The organism is Cellulosimicrobium sp. KWT-B, assembly GCF_002127155.1.
GTDB lineage: Bacteria > Actinomycetota > Actinomycetes > Actinomycetales > Cellulomonadaceae > Cellulosimicrobium > Cellulosimicrobium funkei.
The window spans coordinates 349,728-375,537 of the sequence record NZ_NEDO01000001.1 but is presented as its reverse complement, the minus strand read 5'-3'; the positions used below and the strand labels follow the sequence as shown (position 1 = coordinate 375,537).

Here is a 25,810-nt window from a genome sequence, read left to right as displayed (position 1 = left end):
CCCCCCTCATGGTGCTCGCGGCGCTCTCGCTGCTCTTCGCGCGCAAGGCGGTGCACGCCGCCATCGCGGTCATGTTCGTCATGGTCGACCTCGCGATCCTCTACATCGCGCAGGAGGCGCCGTTCCTCGGCGTCGTCCAGGTGGTCGTCTACACGGGCGCCGTGATGATGCTGTTCCTCTTCGTGCTCATGCTCGTCGGCGTCGACGCGTCGGACTCGCTCGTCGAGACGATCCGCGGCCAGCGCTGGATCGGCGTGCTGCTCGGGCTCGGGCTCGGGGCCGTGCTGGTCGGCGTCGTCTCGCAGGCGGCGTTCCCGCCCGCGGTCGGTCTCGAGGCCGCGAACGCGGTGACGAACCCGACGGCGCTCGCGCGCGTGCTCTTCGCGGACTACGTGTTCGCGATGGAGGTCGTGGGCATCCTGCTCATCACCGCCGCGGTCTCGGCGCTCGTGCTCACGCACCGGCGCCGCCTCACCCCGAAGGTCGGCCAGCGCGAGCAGGCGGACGCGAAGGTCGCGGCCCTGCCGTCGGGCGGCCGGCTCACGCCGCTCGCCGCGCCCGGCGTCTACGCGCAGAACAACGCGATGGACACGCCGGCCCTCGACCCGCAGGGGCGGCCCATCGAGGAGTCGGTGTCCCGCATCCTGCGGATCCGTGGCCAGGAGCGCTCGGCCGGCACCATCCTCGAGGCCGAGCGCGACGTGCTCGTCGAGCACGAGCCGCACCGTGCCCTGCCCGCGCTGCGGGCCCAGGACGCGAACGAGCGCGTGGTGCAGGCCGCGACGGCCGAGCAGCCCGAGGGCGAGCCGCCCGCCGGCGACGTCGGGGGTCCCGACGACCCGGGCCGGTCCCGTGTGCCCGGCGCGACCCCGGGAGGAGAGGACTGATGGAGCTCACCCACTACCTCGTGCTGGCCGCGATCCTCTTCGCGATCGGCGCGGCGACGGTCCTCCTGCGCCGCAACGCGATCATCGTGTTCATGGGCGTCGAGCTCATGCTCAACGCGACCAACCTCGCGTTCGTCACGTTCGCCCGCATCCACGGCGACGTGACCGGCCAGGTCCTCGCGTTCTTCGTCATGGTGGTCGCGGCGGCGGAGGTCGTCGTCGGCCTCGCGATCATCGTGTCCATCTTCCGCACCCGTCGGTCCGCCTCGGTCGACGACGTCAACCTGCTCAAGAGCTGAGGGGCCGGCACCGATGACGATGCTCCTTCCCGCCCTGCCGTCGGCGGGCGGACTGCTGACCGCGACCGACGTCGTGCCCGCGACCGAGACGGTCCCGGGCGCGTTCCTCGCCGCACCGCTGCTCGTGCTGCTCCCGCTCGTCGGGGCGGCCGTCCTGCTGCTCGCGGGCCGCCGCAGCGACCGCTGGGGCGCCTGGTTCGGCGTGCTCATGTCCGCCGCGGCGTTCGTCGTGGGCCTGGTCCTCTTCGTGTCGATGCTCGGCCTCCCGGTCGACGAGCGCGTCGTGGACTACCGCCTGTTCGACTGGATCGCGTCCGGCGGGCTCGACCTCGCCGTCGGGCTGCGGATCGACCCGCTGTCCCTGACCTTCGTGCTCCTCGTGACGTTCGTCGGGACGCTCATCCACGTGTACGCGGTCGCCTACATGGCGCACGACCGCGACCGGCGCCGGTTCTTCGCGTACCTCAACCTGTTCATCGCGGCGATGCTCGTCCTCGTCCTCGCCGACTCGTTCCTCCTGCTGTTCGTCGGCTGGGAGGGCGTGGGCCTCGCGTCGTACCTGCTCATCGGGTTCTGGAACCACAACCGGGCGTACGCGGTCGCGGCGAAGAAGGCGTTCGTCATGAACCGCGTGGGCGACATCGGCCTCATCGTCGCGATGATGCTCATGTTCGCGACGTTCGGCGCGCTCGACTTCAGCACGGTGTTCGCCCGCGTGCCGGAGGCCTCGACCGCGCTGCTCACGGCGACGGGCCTCGCGCTCCTGCTCGCGGCGTGCGGCAAGTCGGCGCAGTTCCCGCTCCAGGCGTGGCTCGGGGACGCGATGGCCGGCCCGACGCCGGTCTCCGCGCTCATCCACGCCGCGACCATGGTCACGGCGGGCGTCTACCTCGTCGTGCGGTCCGCGCCGATCTTCGAGGGCGCGCCGACGGCGCAGCTCGTCGTGGTGATCGTGGGTGCGGTGACGCTGCTCTTCGGGGCGATCGTCGGCTGCGCGAAGGACGACATCAAGAAGGCGCTCGCCGCGTCGACCATGTCGCAGATCGGCTACATGATCCTCGCCGCCGGGCTCGGCCCGATCGGCTACGCGTTCGCGATCTTCCACCTCGTGACGCACGGCTTCTTCAAGGCCGGGATGTTCCTCGGCGCGGGGTCCGTCATGCACGGCATGGACGACCAGGTCGACATGCGCCGGTTCGGCGGCCTCGCGCGCTACATGAAGGTCACGTGGATCACCTTCATGATGGGCTGGCTCGCGATCCTCGGGATCCCGCCGTTCTCGGGCTTCTGGAGCAAGGACAAGATCATCGAGGCCGCGTTCGTCCCCGTCGACGGCGAGCCGTGGCGGGCGTGGGTCTTTGGCGGCGTGGCGCTGCTCGGCGCGGGGATCACCGCGTTCTACATGTCGCGCCTGTTCTTCATGACGTTCTCCGGTCGCCGCCGCTGGAACGACGGCAGCGGCTCCGTGGACGGCCTCGGCCCCCAGGACGGTCCCGTCCAGCACCCGCACGAGTCCCCGCGCCTCATGACGTGGCCGATGATCGTCCTCGCGGTCGGGTCGGTGGCCCTGGGCGGCATCCTCGCCGCGGGCTCGCGCTTCGTCACGTGGCTCGAGCCCGTCACGGGGCACGCCGAGCACCACGAGCCCGTGCTGCCCGTCTGGTCGCTCATCGCGCTGACGCTCCTGCTCGTCCTCGCGGGCGCCGCCCTCGCGTGGCGCCAGTACGCGATGTCGAGCGTCCCGGTCCGCGCCCCGCGCGGCTCCGTGCTCACGCGCGCGGCCCGCCGCGACCTGTACCAGGACGACGTCAACGAGACGGTGTTCATGCGTCCCGGCCAGTACCTCACGCGCTCGCTCGTCTACGCCGACAAGGAGATGGTCGACGGCGGCTGGATGGGCCTGGCCGGCCTCGTCGGCAAGGTGGGGGAGTGGCTCCGCGGGTGGCAGAACGGCTACGTGCGCTCGTACGGCGCGACGATGCTCGGCGGCCTCGTGGTCGTCGTCGCCGTCGTCCTCGCCCTGACCACCGGCTCCGCGAGCTGAGAGGGAGACACCCATGACCACCTCCGTCCCCTGGTTGTCCTTGCTCATCGCCTGGCCCCTGGTGGGTGCCGCGGCGGTGTGGCTCACGGCCGCGGCCCGCACGCGCGGCGTCGGTGCGGGCGCGCTGCGTGCCGTGCGCGGCATCGCGCTCGGCGCGGCGCTCGTCGAGCTCGGCCTGCTCGTCGGCGCGTTCACCGCGTTCGACACGTCCGCGGCCGGTACCCACCAGCTCGCCGAGACGTACCGCTGGATCCCGCAGATCGGGGCGAGCTACGCGGTCGGCGCCGACGGCGTCGCGCTCGCGCTCGTCGCGCTGTCGGTGCTGCTGGTCCCGCTCGTCGTGCTCGCCGCGTGGAAGGAGCAGGACGGCGACGTCCGCCGCCTGCGCCACTACCTCGCGCTCGTGCTGCTCCTCGAGGCGTTCATGGTCGCGGTGTTCGTCGCGCGCGACGTGTTCCTCTTCTACGTGCTGTTCGAGGCCATGCTCATCCCGGTCTACTTCATGATCGGCGGGTTCGGCGTCGGGGCGCGGCGGCGCTACGCCGCGGTGAAGTTCCTGCTGTTCTCGCTCGCGGGCGGCCTCATCATGCTCGCGGCCGTCATCGCGCTCTACGTCCAGGTGCCGATCGACCCGGCCACGGGCGCGCGGCCCGAGGACGCGTTCCTCACGACGAACCTCGTCGGGTACTTCGCGGAGAACCCGATGCCGGTCACGATCGAGCGGCTGCTGTTCCTCGGCTTCTTCCTCGCGTTCGCCATCAAGGCGCCGCTCTTCCCCGTGCACACCTGGCTGCCCGACGCCGCGCAGCACGCGCCGGCCGGGACGTCCACGCTGCTCGTCGGCGTCCTGGACAAGGTGGGCACGTTCGGGATGCTCACGCTGTGCCTGCCGCTGTTCCCGAACGCGAGCAGGTGGGCGGCGCCCGTCGTCGTCGTGCTCGCCGTGGTCTCGATCCTGTACGGCGCGCTCATGGCGATCGGGCAGAGCGACCTCATGCGGCTCATCGCCTACACGTCGGTGTCGCACTTCGGGTTCATCGTGCTCGGCATCTTCGCGTTCACGTCGCTCAGCGTGTCCGGCTCGTCGCTCTACATGGTCAACCACGGGATCTCGACCGGGGCCCTGTTCCTCCTCGCGGGCTTCCTCGTCGCTCGGCACCCCGAGCGCTCGCAGCGCATCGCGGACTACGGCGGTCTGCAGAAGGTGGTCCCGGTGCTCGCGGGCACGTTCCTCGTGGCGGGCCTGTCCGCGCTGTCGCTGCCCGGCCTGTCGACGTTCGTCAGCGAGATCATGGTCCTCGTCGGGACGTTCGCGCGCAGCCCGTGGGCCGCGCTCGTCGCGGTGCTCGGCGTCGTGCTCGCCGCGCTCTACGTGCTGCTGACCTACCAGCGGATCTTCACGGGCGGCACGCGCGAGGGGCTCGACCGGCTCCCCGACCTGGGCGCGCGCGAGAAGTGGGTCGTCGCGCCGCTGCTCGTCGCCCTCCTCGTCCTCGGGTTCTACCCGGCGCCCGCGCTCGACCTCGTGCGCGAGCCCGCGGAGGTGACGCTCTCCGACCTCGCGGTCGCGGGCGTCGAGGACCCGCCGCGCTCCGACCCGTTCGCCGCGGGGACCGAGCAGGTCGCCTCCTCGAGCCCGGGCACGTCCGTCACTCGTAGCTCCGACGAAGGGAGCGAGTCGTGAACGACTCCTTCGTGGCCCCCACGGTCGACTGGCTGTACCTCGCCCCGGTCCTCGTCGTGCTCGGCGCCGGCGTCGTCGGCGTGCTCGTCGAGGCGTTCGTCCCGGCGCGCGTCCGGCGCACGGTGCAGGTCGTGCTGGCCCTGCTCGCGACCGCCGCGGCGCTCGCGCTCGTCGTCGTGCTGTGGCGCGACCCCGCCGTCCAGGGCACCGACGGCGCCGCCTACGGCGTGCGGGTGCTCGGCGGGTCGATGGTCATCGACCCCTTCGGGCTCGCGATCCAGGGGATCGTCGTGCTGCTCGCGTTCCTGGCGATCCTCGTGATCGCCGACCGGACGTCGACCGGCCAGGACGCGTTCGCGCCGTCCGCGGCCGCCGTCCCCGGCTCGCCGTACGAGGACCTCACGCGGCGCAAGGGGCTGGAGCAGACCGAGGTCTACCCGCTCGTGCTGTTCGCCGTCGGCGGCATGATGATCTTCCCCGCCACGGGCAACCTCCTCGTGATGTTCGTTGCGCTCGAGGTGCTCTCGCTCCCGCTGTACGTGCTGTCCGCGATGTCCCGGCGCCGCCGTCTGCTGTCGCAGGAGGCGTCGTTCAAGTACTTCCTGCTCGGCGCGTTCGCGTCCGCGCTGTTCGTGTTCGGCGTCGCCCTCGTCTACGGGTTCGCCGGCTCGGTGGACCTCGTCGAGGTGTACCGGTCACTCGCGACGCCCGAGGGCCCGCTCGCGAGCATGCCCGGGCTGGTCGTCGTCGGTGCCCTGCTCATCCTCGCGGGGCTGCTGTTCAAGATCGGCGCCGCGCCGTTCCACTCGTGGACCCCCGACGTCTACCAGGGGGCCCCGACGCCGATCACCGGCTTCATGGCGGCGTGCACCAAGGCAGCGGCGTTCGGCGCGCTCCTGCGCGTGCTGTACGTCGTGAGCCTCGGTCTGGCGCAGTCGTCGCCGGCCACGCGCGAGGACCTGTTCGTCGCGCTGTGGATCGTCACGCTGCTCACCATGGTCGTCGGGACCGTTGTCGGCGCCGTCCAGACCGACGTCAAGCGGCTCCTCGCGTACTCGTCGATCGCCCACGCGGGCTTCATCCTCGTCGGCGTCCTGGGGTTCTCCCAGCTCTCGCTGCGGGCGACGGTGTTCTACCTCCTCGTCTACGGCCTCGCGACGGTCGGCGCCTTCGCGGTCGTCACGCTCGTCCGCGAGACGGCCCCCGTCCGCGAGCGGGTGCCCGCGACCGTCGGGGCGGGCGCCGGGGGAGCCGACGGCTCGGACGCGGCGGACAACGTCACGGACGGCTCGTCCCGGGAGCCCGTCGCCGTGCTCGGCGAGGCCACCCACCTCGCCCAGTGGGCGGGTCTGGGGCGCCGCAGCCCGTGGCTCGCCGGCGTCTTCTCGCTCTTCCTGCTCTCCATGGCGGGCATCCCGCTGACCGCCGGGTTCGTGGCGAAGTTCACCGCGTTCGGTGCGGCGATCGCCGGCCCCGACGGGCAGGGCGGCGGCTCCACGTGGGTGCTCGCGGTGGTCGGTGTGCTCGCCTCGGCGGTGGCGGTGTTCTTCTACGTCCGCCTCATCGTGCTGATGTTCTTCACGGCGCCGTCCGGCGGCGTGGACGGCGGCGCGGAGGCCTCCGAGGGCACCGGCGTGACCGTCGTGCGGTCGACCGGACCGACGACCGTGGCGATCGCCGTGTGCGCGATCGGGGTGCTCCTCCTCGGTGTGTTCCCCTCCCCGGTTCTCGATCTGGCGGCCGAGGCGGTTAAGTTCGTCCCGTGACCTCCGTGCCTCCCGTCCCCTCCGCGCCCGCCGGGCCCCGCGGCCCGCGCGAGCGGACCGCTCCCGTGACGACCACCGCGATCCCGATCTCGGACCCCGAGCTCGCGGCCGCCCTCACCGAGCGCCTGGCGGAGGTCGAGACCCGGCTCCGGGCCGCCGTCGCGCACGCCGACCCGCTCGCGGACTCGGCGTCGCGGCACCTCGTGAACGCCGGGGGCAAGCGTCTGCGCCCCCTGCTCACGCTGCTCGCGGCCGAGCTCGGGGACGGGACGCGCCCCGAGGTCGCGGAGGCGGCCGTCGTCGTCGAGCTCACGCACCTCGCGTCGCTCTACCACGACGACGTCATGGACTCCGCGCCCGTGCGGCGCGGGGCGCCGTCCGCGCACGCGGTGTGGGGCAACTCCGTCGCGATCATGGTCGGCGACCTGCTCTTCGCGCGCGCCGCGTCGACCGTGGCGGCGCTCGGCCCGGAGGCCGTGCTCATCCAGGCGCGGACGTTCGAGCGGCTCTGCCTCGGCCAGCTCCACGAGACCACGGGGCCGGGCGAGGGCGACGACCCCGTCGAGCACTACCTCGAGGTCCTCGCGGACAAGACGGCGTCGCTCCTGTCGACGTCCGCACGGCTCGGCGCGATGTTCGCCGGCTGCCCGGCCGACGTCGTCGAGACGGTCGCGGCGTACGGCGAGCGGCTGGGGGTCGCCTTCCAGCTCGCCGACGACGTCCTGGACCTCGCGTCCTCCGGCGACGAGTCGGGCAAGACGCCCGGCACCGACCTCCGCGAGAAGGTCCCCACGATGCCGGTCCTCCTGCTGCGCGCGCGCATCGCGCAGGGCACCGCGACGGAGGACGACGCGGCGCTCGTCGAGCTGCTCGACTCCGACCTGACCGACGACGCCGCGCTCGCGGCGGCCGTCGCGGCGCTGCGCCGACACGAGGTGCTCGCCGAGACGCGCGCGCTCGCCGTCCGGTGGGCCCGCTCCGCCGTCGACGAGCTCGACACGCTGCCCCCCGGGCCGGTGAGCGACGCGCTGCGCTCCTTCGCGGAGGCCCTGGCGGACCGCGCCGCCTGACCCGCCGAGAGGGTGAACTTTCCGGTCGCGGGTGCCGTGGGCGCGGGGCCGTCCCGGTGCCCGGGCCGGTTGCCCGGGACACCCGTCCGGCCCGGCCGGTAGCGGCACACCCGACGGCGGTCCGCGCCGGTGGGCCCGGGGCGCGCGGACCGAGAGGGGAGTTCTCCCCATGGGACGGGTGTCGGATCTCACTCGCCCTCCCGTTATCCTCGGTTGCGCGATCGGTGGGGCCGCCTGGCAAGTGCGAGATCGAGGGGGCCGGCGAAGGGGACCGGTCGCCTCCCGATCCGGCACCTCGGAGGACTTGTGGGTTTCCTGGCGCGCCTGCGTGAGCATCGCCGTACCGTCGCGTCCGTGAGCACCGTGTCGGTGTTCTCCACGGCGCTGGTGGGACTCGCGCTGTTCACCGAGGGCGAGGCCACGGCGGACGTGGACCTCAACGACTCGGGCGTGTGGGTGACGAAGACGTCGGCCGGCCTGGTGGGGCGGTTCAACTACGAGTCCCAGGCGATGGACGGCACGCTCAACGCGGGCAGCGCGTCGTTCGACGTGCAGCAGGACGCGGGCCGCGTGCTCCTCGAGGACGCGGGCACCGGGACCGCCTCGCCCGTGGACGTCGCCCACCTCAAGCTCGACGGCCAGGTGCGGCTGCCGGCCGGGGCGCAGGTCGCCTCCGGGGGCGCGACGACCGCGATCCTCGACGGTGAGGAGGGCCTGCTGTGGGTCCTGCCGTTCGACGGCGCCACCTCGTTCGACGCCGAGGAGCTCGACCCGACGGTCGAGGTCGAGGGCGACGGGGACGTCGTCGTCGCGCAGGACGGCACGGTGTTCGTCGCGGTCCCGTCGACCGGGACGCTCTGGACGGTCCGCACGACGGCGCGCGGCGCGGTCTCGGGGGAGCCGGCGTCCACCACGCTGCCCGTGGGGTCGGGTGCCGAGGTCGAGGTGACCGCGGTCGGCGACGAGCCGGTCGTGCTGGACCGCTCCGCGTCGCAGCTCGTGCTGCCCGGCGGACGCACCGTGGCGCTCGACGACGGCGCGGAGGCGCGGTTGCAGCAGCCCTCGGCGGCGTCCGACGACGTGGTGGTCGCGACGTCGCGCGGTCTCGTCACGCAGCCGCTCGCCGGCGGCGACGCGGTCCGCCGCGCGGCCGAGGGCCGCCCGGCGGCGCCCGTGCAGCTCGGGTCGTGCACGTACGGGGCGTGGGCCTCGACCGGCCAGGTGGTCCGTGACTGCGAGGGCACCGACCGTGACCTGGACACCCGCCTGGAGGGGATCGACCCGCAGGCTCGCCTGGAGTACCGGGTGAACCGGCAGGTGATCGTGCTCAACGACCTGTCGGCGGGGACGTTGTGGATGGCGGCGGACGAGTACCAGAAGGTCGACGACTGGGACGTCCAGATGCCCGAGGAGGCCGAGGGCGAGGAGGCCGACGCGGAGCTGACGAACCCCGAGCAGGTGGACCAGTTCATCGCGGACCGGTCCCAGCCGAACCGGCCGCCGCAGCCGAAGGACGACGCGTTCGGGGTGCGTCCGGGGCGCACGACGATCCTGCCGGTGCTGGGCAACGACGTGGACCCGGACGGGGACGTGATGACGGCGTCGCTCGTCGGGGACTCGCCGTCGAACGCGACCGTGCAGACGATCATGGGCGGCGCCGCGCTCCAGGCCGTGGTCCCCGAGGACGCGACCGGGGAGGGCTCCTTCCGCTACGCCGTCTCCGACGGCCGTGGGGGGACCGCGGAGGCCTCGGTGTCGCTGCGCGTCTCGCCCTGGGGCGAGAACGCTCCGCCGGAGCAGACGGGCGACCCCGTGGTCCGGGTGGAGCAGGGCGGGACGGCGTCGATCAAGGTGCTGCCGTACTTCAAGGACCCGGACGGCGACGACCTGTACCTCGCGTCGGCGGCCGCGACGGTCGCGGGCGACGACGTGCGCTCGCGCCCCGACGGCACGGTCGAGCTGCGCGACGGCGGCGGCTCGACGGGCCGCAAGATCGTCGCGGTCACCGTGGCGGACGGTCAGGGCGGCGTGTTCGAGGGCAAGCTGCTGGTCGACGTGGTGCCCGGTCCGCAGCCGCCGGTCGCGGTGAGCGACCACGTGGTGGTCCCGGCGGGGCAGCCGGTGACGGTGGAGCCGTTGCGCAACGACACCGACCCGAACGGGGACGAGCTGCGCCTGGCGTCGGTGTCGGAGTCGGCCCCGGCGCAGATCACGCCGAACTACGACGCGGGCACGTTCACGTTCCTCTCGATGGAGCCGCGCTCCTACGACCTGACGTACCAGGTGACCGACGGCCCGAACGCGACCACGGGCCTGGTGCGGGTGGACGTCCTGCCGCCGTCCGAGGCCGAGGGCGCCCCGATCGTCGTCACCGACACGGCCCTGCTGCCCACCGGCGGCTCGACCCTGGTCGACGTGCTCGCCAACGACACCGACCCGGCGGGCGGCGTCCTGGTGGTCCAGTCGGTCTCGGTCCCGGCGGACGCGGGCGTCTCCGTGGCCGTCCTGGGGCACCAGATGCTCCGCGTCACGGAGCTGCGGCGGCTCGACGGCCCCGTCAGCATCGCCTACACCGTGTCGAACGGCACGGAGTCGGCCGTGGGCGAGGTGCGGGTGGTGCCGGTGCCGGCGCCGACGCGGTTGCAGCCTCCGAACGCGGTCGCGGACGAGGTGACGGTGCACGCGGGGGACGTGGTGACGGTCCCGGTGCTGAAGAACGACACGCACCCGGACGGGTTGGAGCTGTTCCTGCAGCCCGAGCTGGAGCAGGACGTGGACCCGGCGCTGGGTGAGGCGTTCGTGTCGGAGGACACGCTGCGGTTCAAGGCGGGCTCGGAGGCGGGCACGGCGTACGCGATCTACCGGGTGCGGGACGTCAACGGGCAGGAGGACTCGGCCCAGGTCACGATCCGGATCCGTGACGGTGAGGACAACGCCCCGCCGCAGCCGCGCGAGATCGAGGCCCGGGTGCTGTCCGGGTCCAGCGTGCGCATCGCGGTCCCGCTGGACGGCATCGACCCCGACGGCGACTCCGTCCAGGTGACGGGGGTGGCGGCGCCGCCCGCGAAGGGCTCGGCGAGCGTCGTCGAGGGCTTCCTCGAGTACGCGGCCTCCAAGAACGCGACGGGCCTCGACACCTTCACGTACACGGTCCTGGACGCCCGCGGGGCGACGGCGACCGGGACCGTGCGGGTGGGGATCGCGCGGCCGGGCGAGAGCAACCAGTCGCCGGTCGCGGTGGACGACGAGGTGACGGTGCGTCCGGGGCGCACGGTCTCGGTCGCGGCGCTGGCCAACGACACCGACCCCGACGGCGACCAGGTCGGCCTGGTCCCGGGCGGGATCGAGGACACCCACGACCTGGACGCCGAGGTCGTGGCCGACCGCATCGTGCTCACCTCGCCCGACCAGGACGGCTCGTACACGTTCTACTACCAGATCCAGGACACCTACGGCGCCCGCGCGACCGGCGCGGTCACCGTGAACGTCTCGGCGAACGCGCCCCTGCTGCCCCCGGTCGCGCGCGACGACACCGTGCCCGTGGAGGACATCCTGGGCAAGACCGAGGTCACGGTCCCCGTCCTGGACAACGACGAGGACCCCGACGGCGCCGCGAGCGAGCTCACCGTCACCACCGACGCGACCACCGCGAGCGTCACCCCCGACGGCGAGCTCACCGTCACCCTCACCGAGGGCCGCCAGGTCATCACCTACACCGCGACCGACATCGACGGCCTGACCGCCAAGGCCTTCGTCAAGGTCCCCGGCCTCACCGACCAGAAGCCCACGCTGCGGCCGGGCACGCAGCTCGAGGTGCTGGCGGGGGAGTCGCTCCCGATCGACCTCACCCAGCACGTGCTCGTCGTGGAGGGCCGCTCCCCGCGCCTGACCACCGAGGACAAGGTCAAGGTCACCGAGGGGGACCGGCAGGTCCCGTCCGTGACTGAGATCGTCTACACGCCCGACGCGGACTACACCGGCCCGGCGTCGGTGTCGTTCGAGGTGACGGACGGGTCGGGCCCGGACGACCCGGAGGGCCGGACAAACGTCCTGACGATCCCCGTCCAGGTGCTCCCGCCGGAGAACCTGCCGCCGGAGCTGTCGACCCCGACGCTCGACGTCGCGGCGGGCGAGGAGGCCTCGATCGACCTCGCGCGCTTCGCGACCGACCCCGACGGCGACCCCCTGACCTTCAAGGCCACCGGCCAGGCGCAGGGCGTGACCGTGTCCGTCGAGGGCACCACGCTGCGCGCCCAGGCGACCCCGGACGTGCCCAAGGGCTCGGTCGTGCAGGTCCCGATCACCGTCACCGACGGCGAGCACCCCCCGGTCGAGGGCACCGCGACCCTGACCGTCGTGGCCTCGACCCGGCCCCTGGCCCGCGCCAACCCCGACACCGTCGACGACGCTCACCAGGGCAAGGCCACCACCGTGCCCGTCCTGGCCAACGACTCCAACCCGTTCCCCGACCGGCCGCTGACCCTCGTCGACGCCGTGGTGGAGACGGGGCAGGGCACCGCCTCCGTCGCGGGCGACCAGGTCTCGGTCACCCCGCGCGACGACTTCGTCGGGGTCATGGTCGTCCGGTACCGGATCCAGGACGCGACGAAGGACCCCGACCGCGAGGTCGAGGGCCGCGTCCAGCTCAAGGTCCTGGGCAAGCCGGAGGCGCCCTCGACCCCGCAGGTCGTCGAGGTCCGCTCCAAGACCGTCGTGCTCACCTGGGACCCGCCGAACAACAACGGCGCCGACATCACCGGCTACACCGTGCGCTCCCAGAACGGCTACGAGAAGGCCTGCGGCACCACCACCTGCACCCTGGACGGCCTGACCAACAACGTCGAGTACACCTTCACCGTCTACGCGACCAACGCCGTCGGCGACGGACCCGCCTCCCCGGCCTCCGCCGTCGCCCGACCCGACGAGAAGCCCGACCCGCCCGCCGCACCCACCCTCGAGTTCGGCGACCAGTCCCTCACGGTCACCTGGACCAACAAGACCTACACCGACCGCTCGCCGATCCAGGCCGTCAACCTCGAGATCTCGCCCGCGCCGCCGGGCGGCGCCGTGCAGAAGACGGCCCTCACCGGGACGTCGGTGACGTGGGACGGCCTGCAGAACGGCGTCGCGTACAAGGTGCGCGCCCAGGCCGTGAACCTCGCCCCCGACCCCTCGGACTGGGGCGACTACTCGGCGGCCGAGACGCCCGCGGGCAAGCCGGCGGCGCCCGCCAAGCCGGCGGTGCAGCGCACGTCGATCGGCGACACGTCGCAGATGCAGGTCTCCTGGGGCGCCCCGGACGGCAACGGCGCACCGATCACGCGGTACACGATCGAGGCGCTGCGGGGCGGGAGCGTCGTGCAGACCGCGACCGCCGCCGGCGGCGCGACGTCCGCGACGGTCGGCGTCCCGGCGGACACGACGGGCTACGCGTTCCGGGTGCGCGCGCACAACAAGGCGACGGACAAGCTCGGCGACGCCGAGTTCTCGCCCGCGTCGGACCCGGTGCGCGCGTTCGCGAAGCCGGGCGCGGTGTCGAACCTCAGCGCCGACGCGAACGGCACGAACGGCGAGATCCAGCTGTCGTTCGGCGCGGCGTCGGGCAACGGCGTGCGGGCCGACGAGATCACCTACCAGTACGACGCCGGCGGCGGCTGGCAGGCGCTCGGCGCGAACAAGGTCGTCGCCGGGCTGTCGAACGGCAAGCCGTACCGGATCGCGGTACGCGCCGTCGCGGGGGTCGACGGCGCGCGCGAGCCTGGCGCTGCGGCGACGGCGAACGAGGAGTCGCCCTACGGGCCCATCCCGGCGCCGGTCGTGTCGATGAACGGCGGCGACCGCTCGATCACGTACAGCTGGTCGACCGCGGGCAACGGGCGCGGGTACTCCGTGCAGGTGCGCGGCGCGGTCCAGTCCACCCAGAAGGAAGGCTCCGGGAGCCTCTCGGTCGGCTACTCCGAGACGCGCGAGATCTGCGTCCGGGTCACCCCGACGGAGGGCGCCGCGAAGGAGACGTGCAGGTCGGCGACGTCCGACAAGAAGCCCGAGCCCGTCCTCACGGTGAGCAAGGGGAGCAACCACAAGCTCCCCGACGGCAACTGGCCGGGATACTGCACCCACTCGTCGTGCGCCGAGCTCTACCTCACCATCAAGGACGGCCCGGCCAACACCGCGTTCCGGGTGACGTGCTACGGCGGCGGGTCGCAGATCGGGTCCGGCAACTACAGCCGCGACGCCCAGGGCCGCGCCCTGCAGACCGACGGCAACGGGAACTACTCCGGCGGCCAGCAGTGCGTCTACGGCCAGCCGGGCGGCTCGGCGCGGATCGAGACGACCATCGGGAGCACGAACACCATGACGTGGTACTAGCGCGGCCCGCGCCCCACCTCGGACAGCACAGCGAACGGAAGCGACGAATGACCACCATGACCCCCGAGCAGGCCACCTGGTTCGCTCAGACCTTCGACCGCCTCGTCGGCAACGTGGGCCAGGCCGTCCTGGGCAAGGCGCACGTCGTGCGCCTGACCCTGACGTGCATGCTCTCCGAGGGGCACATCCTCCTCGAGGACGCGCCCGGCACCGGCAAGACCTCGCTCGCGCGCGCCCTCGCCGCGAGCGTCCAGGGCACGAACAACCGCATCCAGTTCACCCCGGACCTCCTGCCGTCCGACGTCACGGGCGTGACGATCTACGACCAGAAGACGGGGAAGTTCGAGTTCCACCAGGGCCCGATCTTCGCGTCCATCGTCCTCGCGGACGAGATCAACCGCGCCTCGCCCAAGACGCAGTCCGCGCTCCTCGAGGTCATGGAGGAGGGCCGGGTCACGGTCGACGGCGTCGGCCACGAGGTCGGCCGCCCGTTCATGGTCATCGCGACGCAGAACCCCATCGAGCAGGCCGGGACGTACCGCCTGCCCGAGGCGCAGCTCGACCGCTTCCTCATGAAGGCGTCGATCGGCTACCCGGACCACGCCTCGACGGTCGAGATCCTCTCGGGCGCGTCCGTCCGCGACCGGAGCAAGACGCTCCAGCCGCTCATCACGACGCAGGCCGTCACGGAGATGGCCGAGCTCGGCGCGCGGGTGCACGTCGACGGCGCGGTGCTCGAGTACGTCTCCCGGCTCGCCGAGGAGACGCGCAACGCGCCCGAGGTGCGCGTCGGCGTCTCCGTCCGTGGTGCGCTCGCCCTCGTGCGCTGCGCGAAGGTGTGGGCCGCCGCGCACGGGCGCAACTACGTCCTGCCGGACGACGTCAAGGAGCTGGCGCAGCCGACGTGGGCGCACCGCCTCGTGCTCGACCCCGAGGCGGAGTTCGCGGGCGCGACGAACGAGGCCGTGCTCGGCCGCCTGCTCGCCGACGTCGCGGCGCCGCAGGAGCGCCGCAGCGCCTGACGCGACCGGCGTCCCGCACGCCGGCCGCACGCCGTCCCGCCGCCGGCGGACCGACGGCCCGCACCGACCGAGAGCTCATGCCCATGAACGCCACCCCCGGCCCGACGAGCGGGCGCCCGAGCGCCCGCTCCGGCCGCACCGCCAGCGGCGGCCGCCCGGGCGCACCCCGCGCGGGGTCCGCCCTCGCCGGGCTGCTCCGCCCCCTGGCCGCACCCCTCGCGCGGGTCACCGCGCCGGTCGGGCGTGCGCTCGCGCCCGCCGCGCGGGCGGTCCGGCCGGTGACGTCCGCCGTCAGCCCGTTCGGCTGGGCGGCGCTCGTCGTCACGGTCGCGGCCTGGTGGGCCGGGCTCGCGCTGTCGTGGCTCGAGCTGCTCGTCGTGGCGGTCCTGCTCACGGTCGCGCTGCTCGCGGCCGTCGCGTTCGTGCTCGGGCGCTTCCGGTACGCCGTCGTGCTCGACCTCGCGCAGCAGCGCGTGACGGTGGGGGACCGCGCGGTGGGCCGGCTCGACGTCCGCAACGACTCCGCCCGCCCGCTGCTCCCGTCCGTGATGGAGCTGCCCGTGGGGCAGGGCATGGCGACGTTCCCCGTGCCGCGCCTGCGCCCGCAGGGGAGCCACGAGGAGATCTTCACCGTGCCGACCCACCGGCGGTCGGTCATCTCCGTCGGCCCGGTGCGCTCCGTGCGGGCCGACCCGCTCGGGCTCCTGCGGCGCGAGGTCGTGTGGACCGAGCCCGAGGAGCTCTTCGTCCACCCGCGGGTCAAGAACCTGTCCGGCTCGTCGACCGGGTTCCTCAAGGACCTCGAGGGCCGCGTGACCACCGACATCTCGAACTCCGACGTGTCGTTCCACGCGCTGCGCGACTACGTGCCCGGCGACGACCGCCGCCACATCCACTGGAAGACGACGGCCCGCACGGGCCAGCTCATGGTGCGCCAGTTCGAGGAGACGCGGCGCTCGCACCTCGCGGTGCTGCTCTCGACGCGCGCCGAGGACTACGCGCACGACGACGAGTTCGAGCTCGCCGTGAGCGCGTGCGGGTCCCTCGGGCTCCAGGCGATCAAGGAGGACCGCGGCGTCACGGTCCTCGTCAACGACGGCAACCTGCGCGGCGACCACCGCACGCGCCTCCTCGACGACCTCGCGCGCGTGGAGACGCAGTCGCAGCGCACGTCCCTCGTCGACGTCGCGCGCGTCGCGGGCCTGACGATCACCGACGCGTCCGTCGTGGCGTTCATCGTCGGGAGCCGGGTCACCCCGACGGAGCTCCGTGCGGCGTCGGCGCGCCTGTCGCAGGACGTGCGCGTCATGGCGATCCAGTGCGTGCCCGGCGCGTCCCTCAGCCGGCACGCGATCGCGGAGCTCGTCGTCCTCACCATCGGCGAGCTCGGCGAGCTCCCCCTCGCCCTGCGGAGGCTGAACGACTGATGAGCGCTCCCAGCACCACGACGCGCGGCTCGCGCCGCGCCACGCCGGTCGGCACGCCGGCGCCCTCGTCCGGCACGTCGCAGCGGAACACGACCCGGCTGCGGGGCGCCGACACCCCGCGCGCCCTCACGGTGCTCGGCGCCGTCGACGCGCTCGCGCTCGTCCTCGTCCTCGGCGCCACGGTCGTCGGGTTCGGTCCCGTCTGGGGTTCCTCGGGCTACCTGCTCCCCGCGGCGGGGGGCGCCGTCGTCGGCCTCGCGGTCGCGTGGCTCGGCGCCTGGCGGCGCTGGGCGGCCTACACCGTGCTCCCGGTCGCGGTCCTCGCGTACCTCCTCCTGGGCGGTCTGCTCGCCCTGCCCGCCGACGCGATCGGGGGCGTGCTCCCGTCGCTCACGACGATCGCCGACCTCGCGCGGGGGGCGGTGACGGGCTGGAAGGAGTTCGTCACGACCGTCCCGCCGCTGCACTCGTTCCCGCACCTCGCCGTCGTCCCGTACCTGCTCATGCTCGTCACGGGTCTCCTCGCGGGCACGATCGCGTGGCGCGCGCGTCGTGCCGCGTGGGCGCTCGTGCCCGTGGCCGTCGCGTTCGTGGCGGTCATCCTGCTCGGGACCGTCATCGCGGCGTACCCGGTCGCACAGGGCCTCGTGCTCGGCGGCGTCGGCCTGCTCTGGGCGGGGTGGCGCGTCACCGCCGCGCGGCTCGGCGCGCACCAGATCACGACGGAGGCGAGCCGCGCCGCGACCCGGCGCCTGTGGTGGCACCGCGTGCGCACGGGCGCGGCGATGCTCGTCGTCGGGGGCGTCGCGGCGGCGTTCGCGGCCCCCGCGCTCCTGCCCGACGACCCGCGCACCGTCCTGCGCGAGACGGTCGTCCCGCCGCTCGACCTGCACCAGTACGTCAGCCCGCTCACGGCGTTCCGCAAGTACGCGAAGGACATGCGCGAGGACGAGCTGTTCACCGTCCGGGGCCTGCCCCCGGGCGCGAAGGTCCGCCTCGCCGCGCTCGACACCTACAACGGCGTCGTCTACGACGTCTCGAGCGGGCTGCCCGGCTCGGGCGTCTACACGCGCGCGGGCCAGGAGATCGCGACGGTCGCGCCCGGCACGCCGACGCGCCTCGACGTCCAGGTCGGCGACTACACCGGGGTGTGGGTGCCGGACGTCGGCCAGCTCGCAGGCATCACCTACACCGGCGAGCGGGCGCGCGAGCTCGCCGACACGACGTACTACAACGGCACGACCGGCACGGCGCTGTCGACCGCCGGGCTGCGCCCGGGCGACACCTACACGCTCGACGCGCTCGTCACGGCCGAGCCCACCGAGGACGACCTGCGCGCGGGGGCGATCGACCAGTCGGTGCAGGTCCCCACGCCGCCGAAGGGCGTGCTGCCCGCGTCGCTCGCGGGCAAGGCCGCGCAGTTCATGGGCGAGGAGACCGAGCCCGTCGACCAGCTCTACGCGCTGCGCGACGGCCTCGTCGCGAGCGGCATCTTCTCGAGCGGGCTGGACACGCAGCCGCCGTCGCGACCGGGCCACTCGGCGGAGCGCATCGACACGCTGCTCGCCGACGAGGAGATGGTGGGCGACGACGAGCAGTTCGCCGTCGCGCTCGCGCTCATGGCCAACCAGGCCGGCATCCCGGCGCGCGTCGTCATGGGCTTCTACCCCGACCTGGACAAGAACCCGCTCGAGCCGGGCGAGCCGTACACGGCGACCGGGACCGACGTGCACGCGTGGGCCGAGGTGCCGTTCGTCGGGCACGGCTGGGTGCCGATCACGGCGATCCCGGACGAGGACAACAAGATCCAGCCCGAGCCGAAGAGCCTCCAGGTGCCCAAGCCCCCGATCCTCGAGGACCCGGAGCCGCCGGAGGAGCCGGCCGAGGCCGAGGCCGGGAAGATCGACGACGAGGAGAAGGAGAAGGCCGACAGCGACGGGTTCGACTGGGGCCAGGCCGTCCTCATCGGCGTCGCCGTGGTCGTGCCCCTCGCGCTGCTCGCGCTCCCCGTCGTGCTCGTGCTCGCCTACAAGGCGCGGCGCCGGGCCCGGCGCCGCACCGCGGAACGGCCCGTCGACCGCGTGAGCGGTGGCTGGCGCGAGGTGCTCGACGCCGCGACCGACCTCGGGACGCCCGTCCCCGCCGGCTCGACGCGCCGCGAGGGCGCCGGGCTGCTCGCGCAGGCGTACGGCGCGACGGCGACCATCCCGCTCGCGCACCGCGCCGACGCGACCGTGTTCGGCACCGGGGAGCCGACGGAGCAGGAGATCGAGGCGTTCTGGGCGGACGTCGACTCCGTCGTCGGAGGGCTACGCTCCTCCGTGAACCGTCGCGCGCGGGTGCGCGCCGCGCTCTCGCTGCGGTCCGTGCGTGCGGGCGCCGGTTCCGCGGGTCTGCGCCGGTGGCTGCCCGGCCGCCGCGCCGGTGCGCGGGGTGGAGCCGTGCCCCCGGCGGCAGGGTCGTCGTCGGGGCCGTCGAGACGACAGGGAGACGAGTCATGAGCGACGTGACGTGCCCCGCCTGCGGGTCCGCGCAGTCCCCGGGGGCCGCGTTCTGCGCGGTGTGCGGTCAGCCGTTCCCGCGGACGGGCCGGCCCGTCGCCGCGCCGTCGGCCGGGCCGGTCGGCGGCGTCCAGGCCGTCGCGGGCCGCGGTGGGCCGGACCTGCCGTACGCCGCCGTCGCGCACTCGGCGCCGGACACGACGACCGAGCCCGAGGTCTACGCGGCGACGCAGAAGGCCTTCGTCCCGGTCTCGGCCGGGGCGTCGCCGTCGTCCCTCGCCGCCGCGCCCTTCGCCGGGACCGGCCGCCGGTTCCTCGCGTACCTCGTCGACGCGGCCGTGCCGGCCGTCGTCGCGCTCGTCGTCCTCGTGGCGGGTCTCGCGGTCGTGGGTGCGCCGCTCGGCAGCGTGCAGACGGTGACCCAGGACGAGGCCGCCGCGCTGCTCGGCAAGATCCTCGTGGTCTACGTCGTGGCCGCGGTGCTCGCGCTCGCGTGGTGGGTCGGCGTCTGGTTCTGGGAGGGATCGACGGGCAAGACGCTCGGCAACCTCGCGACCGGCATCCGCACGGTGGACGCGCGCACGCGCGGGCCGGTCGGGTTCGGGCGCGCGGCGCTGCGCTGGATCATCGTGGGCGTCGTGCCGCTGGGCGGGATCCTCGTCGTGCTGCTCAGCCCGCGCTTCGACTCCTCCGGCCGGTCGCAGGGCTGGCACGACAAGGCGGGCCGGTCGCTCGTGCTCGACGTGCGCGGCGTCGCCCCCACGTCCTCGGGGTACGACGGCGTCGCCTCGCTCGTGGCGGGCGGCCCCGCCGGGGCGTACGGCGCCCCGGCCGCCCCCGGCGCGTACCCCGCCGCCCCGGGCGGCCACCCGGCGTCGTACCCGGCGCCCGACGCCGGGCGCCCGTCCGCGCCGTCGGCCGCGACCCCCGCCGCGTCGTTCGCGCCGCCGCCGTCTCCCGCCTCGCCGGCCCGCCCGGGCGAGGCGTCCGGGGCGGTGCCGGCCGCGCCCGTGCCGGACCCGTGGGCCTTCCCGTCCACGCCCGCGCCCGCGCCCACCGAGGGCGGTCTCATCACGGGCGTCCCCGGCGTCGGGAGCGGAACGTCCGCCCCGCCGCCCGCCGCGCCCCCGCCGGCCGCGGTGCCGGCGCCCGCGCCCGTGCCGACGCCCGCCCCGGCTGCTGCGCGGTCCGCCACCCCGGCGGCGGGCCCCGAGGCCGCCGAGCCCGAGTGGGACAGCACCCGGATGTCCGCGCGCGACGTGCGCGCGATGGACCCCGCGCCCGACGTGGCCGTCGTCCTCGAGCTCGAGTCGGGGGAGCGGCGCACCGTCGACCGCCCGACCCTCGTGGGCCGCAACCCCCAGGCGCCCGACGACGGCCCGTGGACCCTCGTCGCCCTCGACGACCCGACGCGCTCCGTCTCCAAGACGCACGCCGAGCTGCGCGTCGACCCGAGCGGCCTGTGGCTCACCGACCGCGGCTCGACGAACGGCACCGTCGTCTCGGTGCCCGGATCCCCGCCCCGCGTCGCCGAGCCGGGGACGCGCGTGCGCGTCCCCATCGGCGCGACCATCCACGTGGGCGACCGTCGCCTCGTCGTCCACCCGGGAGTCTCGTGACCACCGACCAGCCCGCCGAGGTGCACCTGGCCTGGGGCGCGGCGTCGCACCGCGGCGCCCGCCGCCTCCTCAACGAGGACCGCTTCCTCGCCGCGCGCTCCGTCTTCTTCGTGGCGGACGGCATGGGCGGGCACGAGGCCGGGGAGGTCGCGAGCGCGACGGCCGTCGAGGCCCTGCGCCCGCTCGCCGACCTCGAGGTGGTCACGCCCGAGGAGGTGCGGACCCGGATCGCGGTCGCGCAGGAGAACGTGCAGGCGATCGTCACCGAGCCGGGGCGCGGCGCCGGCACGACCGTCACGGGCGTCGTCGTCTCCGAGCAGGACGGCAACCCGTACTGGCTCGTCGTGAACGTCGGCGACTCGCGCACCTACCACCTGGCGGGCGGCCGCCTGGAGCAGGTGAGCGTCGACCACTCCGAGGTGCAGGAGATGGTCGACGCCGGTCTCCTCACCCCGACCGAGGCGCTCACGCACCCGCGGCGCCACGTCGTCACGCGCGCGCTCGGCTCGCGCAACGCCCCGCAGGCCGACTTCTGGTACCTGCCCATCGAGCGGCACGACCGCGTGCTCGTCTGCTCCGACGGCCTCACCGGCGAGCTGTCCGACGAGCGGATCGCCGAGGTCCTGCTCGCCACGCCGGACCCGCAGGCCGCCGCCGAGCGGCTGGTCCACGAGGCCATCGCGGCCGGTGGCCGGGATAACATCACAGTCGTCGTCGTCGACGCGACGGGCGTGTCCGACGACACGAGCGGCGGGAGCACGACGCCGCGGGACCAGGTGGCGGCGCCGGGTCCGGTCGTCGACGAGGACACGCTGCCCAGGGATGTTCGTCTGCAGATCGGGGGTCTGACGTGACGCTGCGCTACGTCACCGGAACGGCACGCACCGTGGTGCGCGGCGGCGCGGTCGTCGTGCTGCCCGCACCGGTGGAGCCCGCGCTCGTCGAGCAGGTGTGGGACCAGCTCGGTACCGACGCCGGCGTCGTCGAGGTCCTCCAGGTCCTCACGGGCGCGTTCGGCTCGAGCCTGCGCACGGTGCCGCCGTTCGTCGTCGCGGTCGTCACCGGCCGTCGCGTCCACGTGGCCGCGCGCGGCCGCCTCTCCGTCACGCTCGAGCTCGACGGCGGCGAGCGCGTCCAGGTCGAGGGCGAGGGCGTCACCACCTGGTCGGAGCGGGTGCTGGACGACGTCGTCGAGCTGCTCGTCCAGGCGGACGCGGGCGTGGTGCCCGTCGAGCCCGCACCTCCCGGCGGGCCGCTCCTCGGGGACGCGCTCTCCGTGCCGCTCGAGTCGGGCGTGGTGCTCGCGTCCGCGGTCGCGTGGCCGCTCGTCGAGCGCCCCGAGCAGCCCGTCGCGTCGGGCGGCGAGGACCTCGGCTCCGACCCCGGGCCGGACGACGACCGGCTCGTCACCTCGGAGGCGAGCGCCCCCGAGGACCGGGCCTCGCAGCCCGGTCCGGGTGCGCGCCACGCCGCCGCGGAGACCGCGACGCTCGCCGAGGCGCCCGCGGTGCCGTCGGCGACGACGGTCCTCGGCGGTCTCGGGGCGACGCTCCGGCTCCCGGAGGAGACGATCGCGCCGCAGCCCGACGCCGTCGAGCCGCCGCCCGTCGTGGAGCCGGCCGCGCCGGTCTCCGAGGCGCCCCCGGAGGAGGACGACGACTACGCCCACCTGTGGGGCTCCACCATCCTGCGGACCGTCGAGGACGCCGCGGTCCGCTCCGCGGAGGACGACGAGACGGACGAGGCCGACGAGCCCGCGCCGTCGGCCACGGTGCCGCCCGCGCCGCCCGTCCCGGCCGTCCCCGCCCCGCCGGCGGACGAGGCGCCCGTGCCCGCCCCGCCGCCCGCACCGGACGGCCTCATCGCGGGCGTCCCGCGCGAGTGGACGGGCGCCACGCCCGCCGCCGCGCACCGGGCGGCGACCGTCACGCCCGACGACGAGCCCGCGCCCGTCGCCGGGCTCGACCACGACGGCCACACCGTGCTGTCGTCGGCGATCGCGGACCTGCGCGCGGCGGCCCAGGAGCCGGCGGTCGAGGACGCACCCGTGCCGCCCCCGGTCCCGTCCTTCAGCCCGCCGCCCGCACCGGGGCAGCAGCAGATCCTCGCGCGCACGTGCCCCGAGGGGCACGCGAACCCGCCGTCGCGCGACACGTGCGCCGTGTGCGACGCCCCGCTCGACGGCGACGCCGAGCTCGCCGTGCGCCCGCCGCTCGGCCGGGTCGTGGTCTCGACGGGCCAGACGCTCGAGCTCGACCGGCCCGTCGTCGTGGGCCGTCGCCCGCGCTCGCCGCGCACGCAGGCCGCGGAGCTCCCGCGCCTCGTCACGGTGCCGAGCCCGCAGCAGGACATCTCGCGCTCGCACCTGGAGATCACGCTCGAGGGCTGGCACGTGCTCGTCAGCGACATGGCGACGACGAACGGGACCACGCTCCTGCGCGGCGGCCAGCCGCCGCGGCGCCTGCACCCGTCCGAGCCGGTCCTGGTCGTCGACGGCGACGTCGCCGACCTGGGCGACGGCGTGACCCTGCGGTTCGAGGGGATCCGGTGAGCAGCAAGCGCGCACCGTCCCCACCACCGGAGATCCGCGGCTTCGAGTACGTCTCGCTCATCGGCTCGGGCGGGTTCTCGGACGTCTTCCTGTACCAGCAGCAGCGCCCGCGCCGCCGCGTCGCGGTGAAGGTGCTGCTGCACGAGTGGTCGAGCCACTCGCAGCGCGCGGCGTTCGACGCCGAGGCCGACCTCATGGCGACGCTCTCGACGCACCCGTCGATCGTCACGATGTACGAGGCGGACATCGCGGACGACGGCCGCCCGTACCTCGCGATGGAGTACTGCTCGCGGCCCAACCTCGGCGCGCGCTACCGCACCGAGCGGCTCCCCGTCGCCGAGGCGCTGCGCACGGCCGTCCAGATCGCCGGTGCGGTCGAGACGGCGCACCGCGCCGGGATCCTGCACCGCGACATCAAGCCCGCGAACATCCTCGTCACCGAGTACGGGCACCCCGCGCTCACGGACTTCGGCATCTCGTCCACGGTCGACGACGCCGCGCGCGCCGAGGGCATGTCCATCCCGTGGTCCCCGCCGGAGTCGTTCGCGGAGCCCCCGCGCAGCGGCATCGCGACCGACGTCTGGGCGCTCGCCGCGACGACGTACACGCTGCTCGCCGGGCGCACGCCGTTCGAGGTGCCCGGCGGGTCGAACTCGAGCGCGAACCTCATCTCGCGCATCGAGGGCTCGCCCCTGCCGCCCACGGGCCGCACCGACGTCCCGGCCTCGCTCGAGCGCGTGCTCGCGACGGCGATGGCGAAGAACCCGGCGTCGCGCTACCCGACGGTCCTCGCGTTCGCGCGCGCCCTCCAGCAGGTCCAGAACGAGCTGTCGTACGCGGTGACGCCGATCGACCTGCTCGACGACTCGGGCCACGTCCAGGAGGAGGAGCCGGACGACGACGCCGGGACGCGCCTGCGCCAGGTCGTCTCGATCGACCCGTCCGGGACCGGGACGTCCGCGGGGCCCGTGGCGCCCGGCCGTCCGACGCAGCCGACGACCCCGCTGCACACCGCCCCGCCCGGTGCGTGGCCGGGGCAGACCGTCGCACCGGGCACCGCGCCCGCGCAGCCGGGGCCGTACCGCCCCCAGGTGCCGTACGCGCCCGCCGCGTGGGACCAGGGGCCCTCGGCGGGGACGTCCGGCACGGTGCCGACGACCGCCGTCGGGCAGAGCGGCGCGCCCGTCGCGGAGCTGACCGACCCCTCGCGGCTGTACCCCGGCCCGCGGCGTCCCGGTGGCTGGGGGACCCCGCCCGTCGAGGACACCGTGCACCGGACCGCCGGGCCGGACCAGGTACCCGACGACGCGTCCCCGCAGGAGCAGCGCTCCGGCCGCGGCGCGCTCTGGGCGACGGTCGCGGGCGTCGTCGGCGTCGCGGTCGCCGTCGGGGGCTTCTTCCTCCTGCGGCCCGACGCGACGCCGGACGACACGGAGACCACCGCGGGCGGCGAGAGCTCGACCGCGCCCGACGATGACTTCGTCCCGTCGGACAACCTCGGCGACCTCGTGCCCCCGGTGAACGACCTCGTCGGCACCTACGACCCGGCGCGCGAGGTCGCGACGTTCACGTGGGCCTACGACTCGGACAAGGCGCTCGAGGACGACTCCTTCTGGTGGCGCAAGATCGACCCGATCGAGGAGACGCCGTTCAAGGAGAACTTCGACAAGACGTCGGTCGAGCTCCGGGCCAAGCCCGGCGAGCAGGTCTGCATCGAGGTCATCGTCGACCGGGACGGCAAGGTCTCGGCCACGCCGCAGAAGACGTGCGTCACGGGGGAGGCGGCATGAGCGAGCTGGCGGTCGAGTTCTGCGGCGAGTGGTTCCGCCCGTCCACCGACGGCGACCCGTTCGACATCGGGCGCGACGGGGACCTCGCGATCGAGGACAACCCGTACCTGCACCGGCGCTTCCTGCGCATCGCGCACGAGGGCGGTATCTGGTGGCTCGCCAACGTCGGGTCGCTCATCTCCGCGACGGTGTGCGACTCGGGCGGCGGCGTCCAGTCGTGGCTCTCGCCGGGCAACCGCCTGCCGATCGTCTTCCCGACGACGTCGATCGTGTTCACCGCGGGGCCGACGACGTACGAGATCACCGCGCAGCTGCGCGGCGCGCCCTACCAGGAGATCCGCTCGGAGGACCCGGAGGCGGGCGGCGCGACGACGATCGGCATGATCACGTTCACGACGAGCCAGAAGCAGCTCATCGTGGCGCTCGCCGAGCCGATGCTGCGGCGCGACGGCACGGGCCTGTCGGAGATCCCGTCATCCGCCGCGGCGGCGGCCCGGCTCGGCTGGGCGACGACGCGCTTCAACCGCAAGCTCGACAACGTGTGCGACAAGCTCGACCGGATCGGCGTCAAGGGCCTGCGCGGCGGGCCCGGCGCGCTCGCGACGAACCGCCGGGCGCGCCTCGTCGAGTACGCCGTGGCGTCGCGCCTCGTGACGGCGGCCGACCTGCCCCTGCTCGACCTGACCGACGACGGCTGAGCCCGCCCGCTCCTGCGAGCGCGCGCCGCGCGTTCCGGTCGGTCGCGCCCGTCGACCGCTCGCCGTCCGCCGCTGACCACCCG

At 74.4% G+C, this 25,810-nt stretch carries 15 protein-coding genes; all 15 read left to right on the top strand.

The features are described 5' to 3' along the window. Positions 1 to 8 precede the first annotated feature (8 nt). The 15 genes from B9L22_RS01665 to B9L22_RS01595 all read left to right on the top strand — a co-directional run bounded on the left by B9L22_RS01665 (position 9) and on the right by B9L22_RS01595 (position 25,727). Complete coding sequence (locus B9L22_RS01665; RefSeq protein ID WP_081599926.1) at positions 9 to 887, top strand: NADH-quinone oxidoreductase subunit J; 879 nt, start codon at positions 9 to 11, stop codon at positions 885 to 887. Then, positions 887 to 1,186: an NADH-quinone oxidoreductase subunit NuoK gene (gene nuoK, locus B9L22_RS01660; RefSeq protein WP_086148989.1), complete on the top strand. Its 300-nt coding sequence runs from the start codon at positions 887 to 889 to the stop codon at positions 1,184 to 1,186. The genes B9L22_RS01665 and nuoK overlap by 1 nt, the downstream gene beginning before the upstream one ends. 13 nt (positions 1,187 to 1,199) lie before the next feature. Then, entirely contained in the window at positions 1,200 to 3,230 is a 2,031-nt protein-coding gene (gene nuoL, locus B9L22_RS01655; protein WP_228485244.1) for an NADH-quinone oxidoreductase subunit L, read from the top strand. A gap of 13 nt (positions 3,231 to 3,243) precedes the next feature. Continuing rightward, positions 3,244 to 4,914 carry an NADH-quinone oxidoreductase subunit M gene (locus tag B9L22_RS01650; RefSeq protein ID WP_086148988.1) on the top strand — a complete coding sequence of 557 codons (1,671 nt, stop codon included), beginning with the start codon at positions 3,244 to 3,246 and terminating at the stop codon, positions 4,912 to 4,914. After that, positions 4,911 to 6,680 carry an NADH-quinone oxidoreductase subunit NuoN gene (gene nuoN, locus B9L22_RS01645; protein WP_086148987.1) on the top strand — a complete coding sequence of 590 codons (1,770 nt, stop codon included), beginning with the start codon at positions 4,911 to 4,913 and terminating at the stop codon, positions 6,678 to 6,680. Before B9L22_RS01650 ends, nuoN begins: the two co-directional genes overlap by 4 nt. Before the next feature lie 65 nt (positions 6,681 to 6,745). Next, on the top strand, positions 6,746 to 7,750 hold the full coding sequence (locus B9L22_RS01640; protein ID WP_034652106.1) for a polyprenyl synthetase family protein: 1,005 nt from the start codon (positions 6,746 to 6,748) through the stop codon (positions 7,748 to 7,750). A 354-nt stretch (positions 7,751 to 8,104) separates the two neighbouring features. Continuing rightward, the gene (locus B9L22_RS20670; RefSeq protein WP_304441578.1) at positions 8,105 to 14,119 is read left to right on the top strand and encodes an Ig-like domain-containing protein; all 6,015 of its coding nucleotides are present in this window, start codon (positions 8,105 to 8,107) and stop codon (positions 14,117 to 14,119) included. Positions 14,120 to 14,166: 47 nt separating this feature from the next. Beyond that, entirely contained in the window at positions 14,167 to 15,141 is a 975-nt protein-coding gene (locus tag B9L22_RS01630) for a MoxR family ATPase (protein WP_061269450.1), read from the top strand. 83 nt (positions 15,142 to 15,224) lie between these two features. Then, entirely contained in the window at positions 15,225 to 16,568 is a 1,344-nt protein-coding gene (locus tag B9L22_RS01625) for a DUF58 domain-containing protein (protein WP_233139585.1), read from the top strand. Further along, positions 16,568 to 19,069 (top strand): transglutaminase family protein, encoded by a 2,502-nt coding sequence (locus B9L22_RS01620; RefSeq protein ID WP_086148985.1) that lies wholly within the window; start codon positions 16,568 to 16,570, stop codon positions 19,067 to 19,069. The genes B9L22_RS01625 and B9L22_RS01620 overlap by 1 nt, the downstream gene beginning before the upstream one ends. Beyond that, positions 19,066 to 20,688, top strand: a complete 1,623-nt coding sequence (locus tag B9L22_RS20665) for an RDD family protein (protein ID WP_086148984.1) — start codon at positions 19,066 to 19,068, stop codon at positions 20,686 to 20,688. Before B9L22_RS01620 ends, B9L22_RS20665 begins: the two co-directional genes overlap by 4 nt. Beyond that, positions 20,685 to 21,542, top strand: a complete 858-nt coding sequence (locus tag B9L22_RS01610; protein WP_021483309.1) for a PP2C family serine/threonine-protein phosphatase — start codon at positions 20,685 to 20,687, stop codon at positions 21,540 to 21,542. The genes B9L22_RS20665 and B9L22_RS01610 overlap by 4 nt, the downstream gene beginning before the upstream one ends. Then, positions 21,539 to 23,239: an FHA domain-containing protein gene (locus B9L22_RS01605; protein ID WP_086148983.1), complete on the top strand. Its 1,701-nt coding sequence runs from the start codon at positions 21,539 to 21,541 to the stop codon at positions 23,237 to 23,239. Before B9L22_RS01610 ends, B9L22_RS01605 begins: the two co-directional genes overlap by 4 nt. After that, on the top strand, positions 23,236 to 25,029 hold the full coding sequence (locus tag B9L22_RS01600; RefSeq protein ID WP_086148982.1) for a serine/threonine-protein kinase: 1,794 nt from the start codon (positions 23,236 to 23,238) through the stop codon (positions 25,027 to 25,029). Before B9L22_RS01605 ends, B9L22_RS01600 begins: the two co-directional genes overlap by 4 nt. Then, positions 25,026 to 25,727, top strand: a complete 702-nt coding sequence (locus tag B9L22_RS01595) for a hypothetical protein (RefSeq protein ID WP_043654136.1) — start codon at positions 25,026 to 25,028, stop codon at positions 25,725 to 25,727. Before B9L22_RS01600 ends, B9L22_RS01595 begins: the two co-directional genes overlap by 4 nt. Positions 25,728 to 25,810 lie beyond the last annotated feature (83 nt).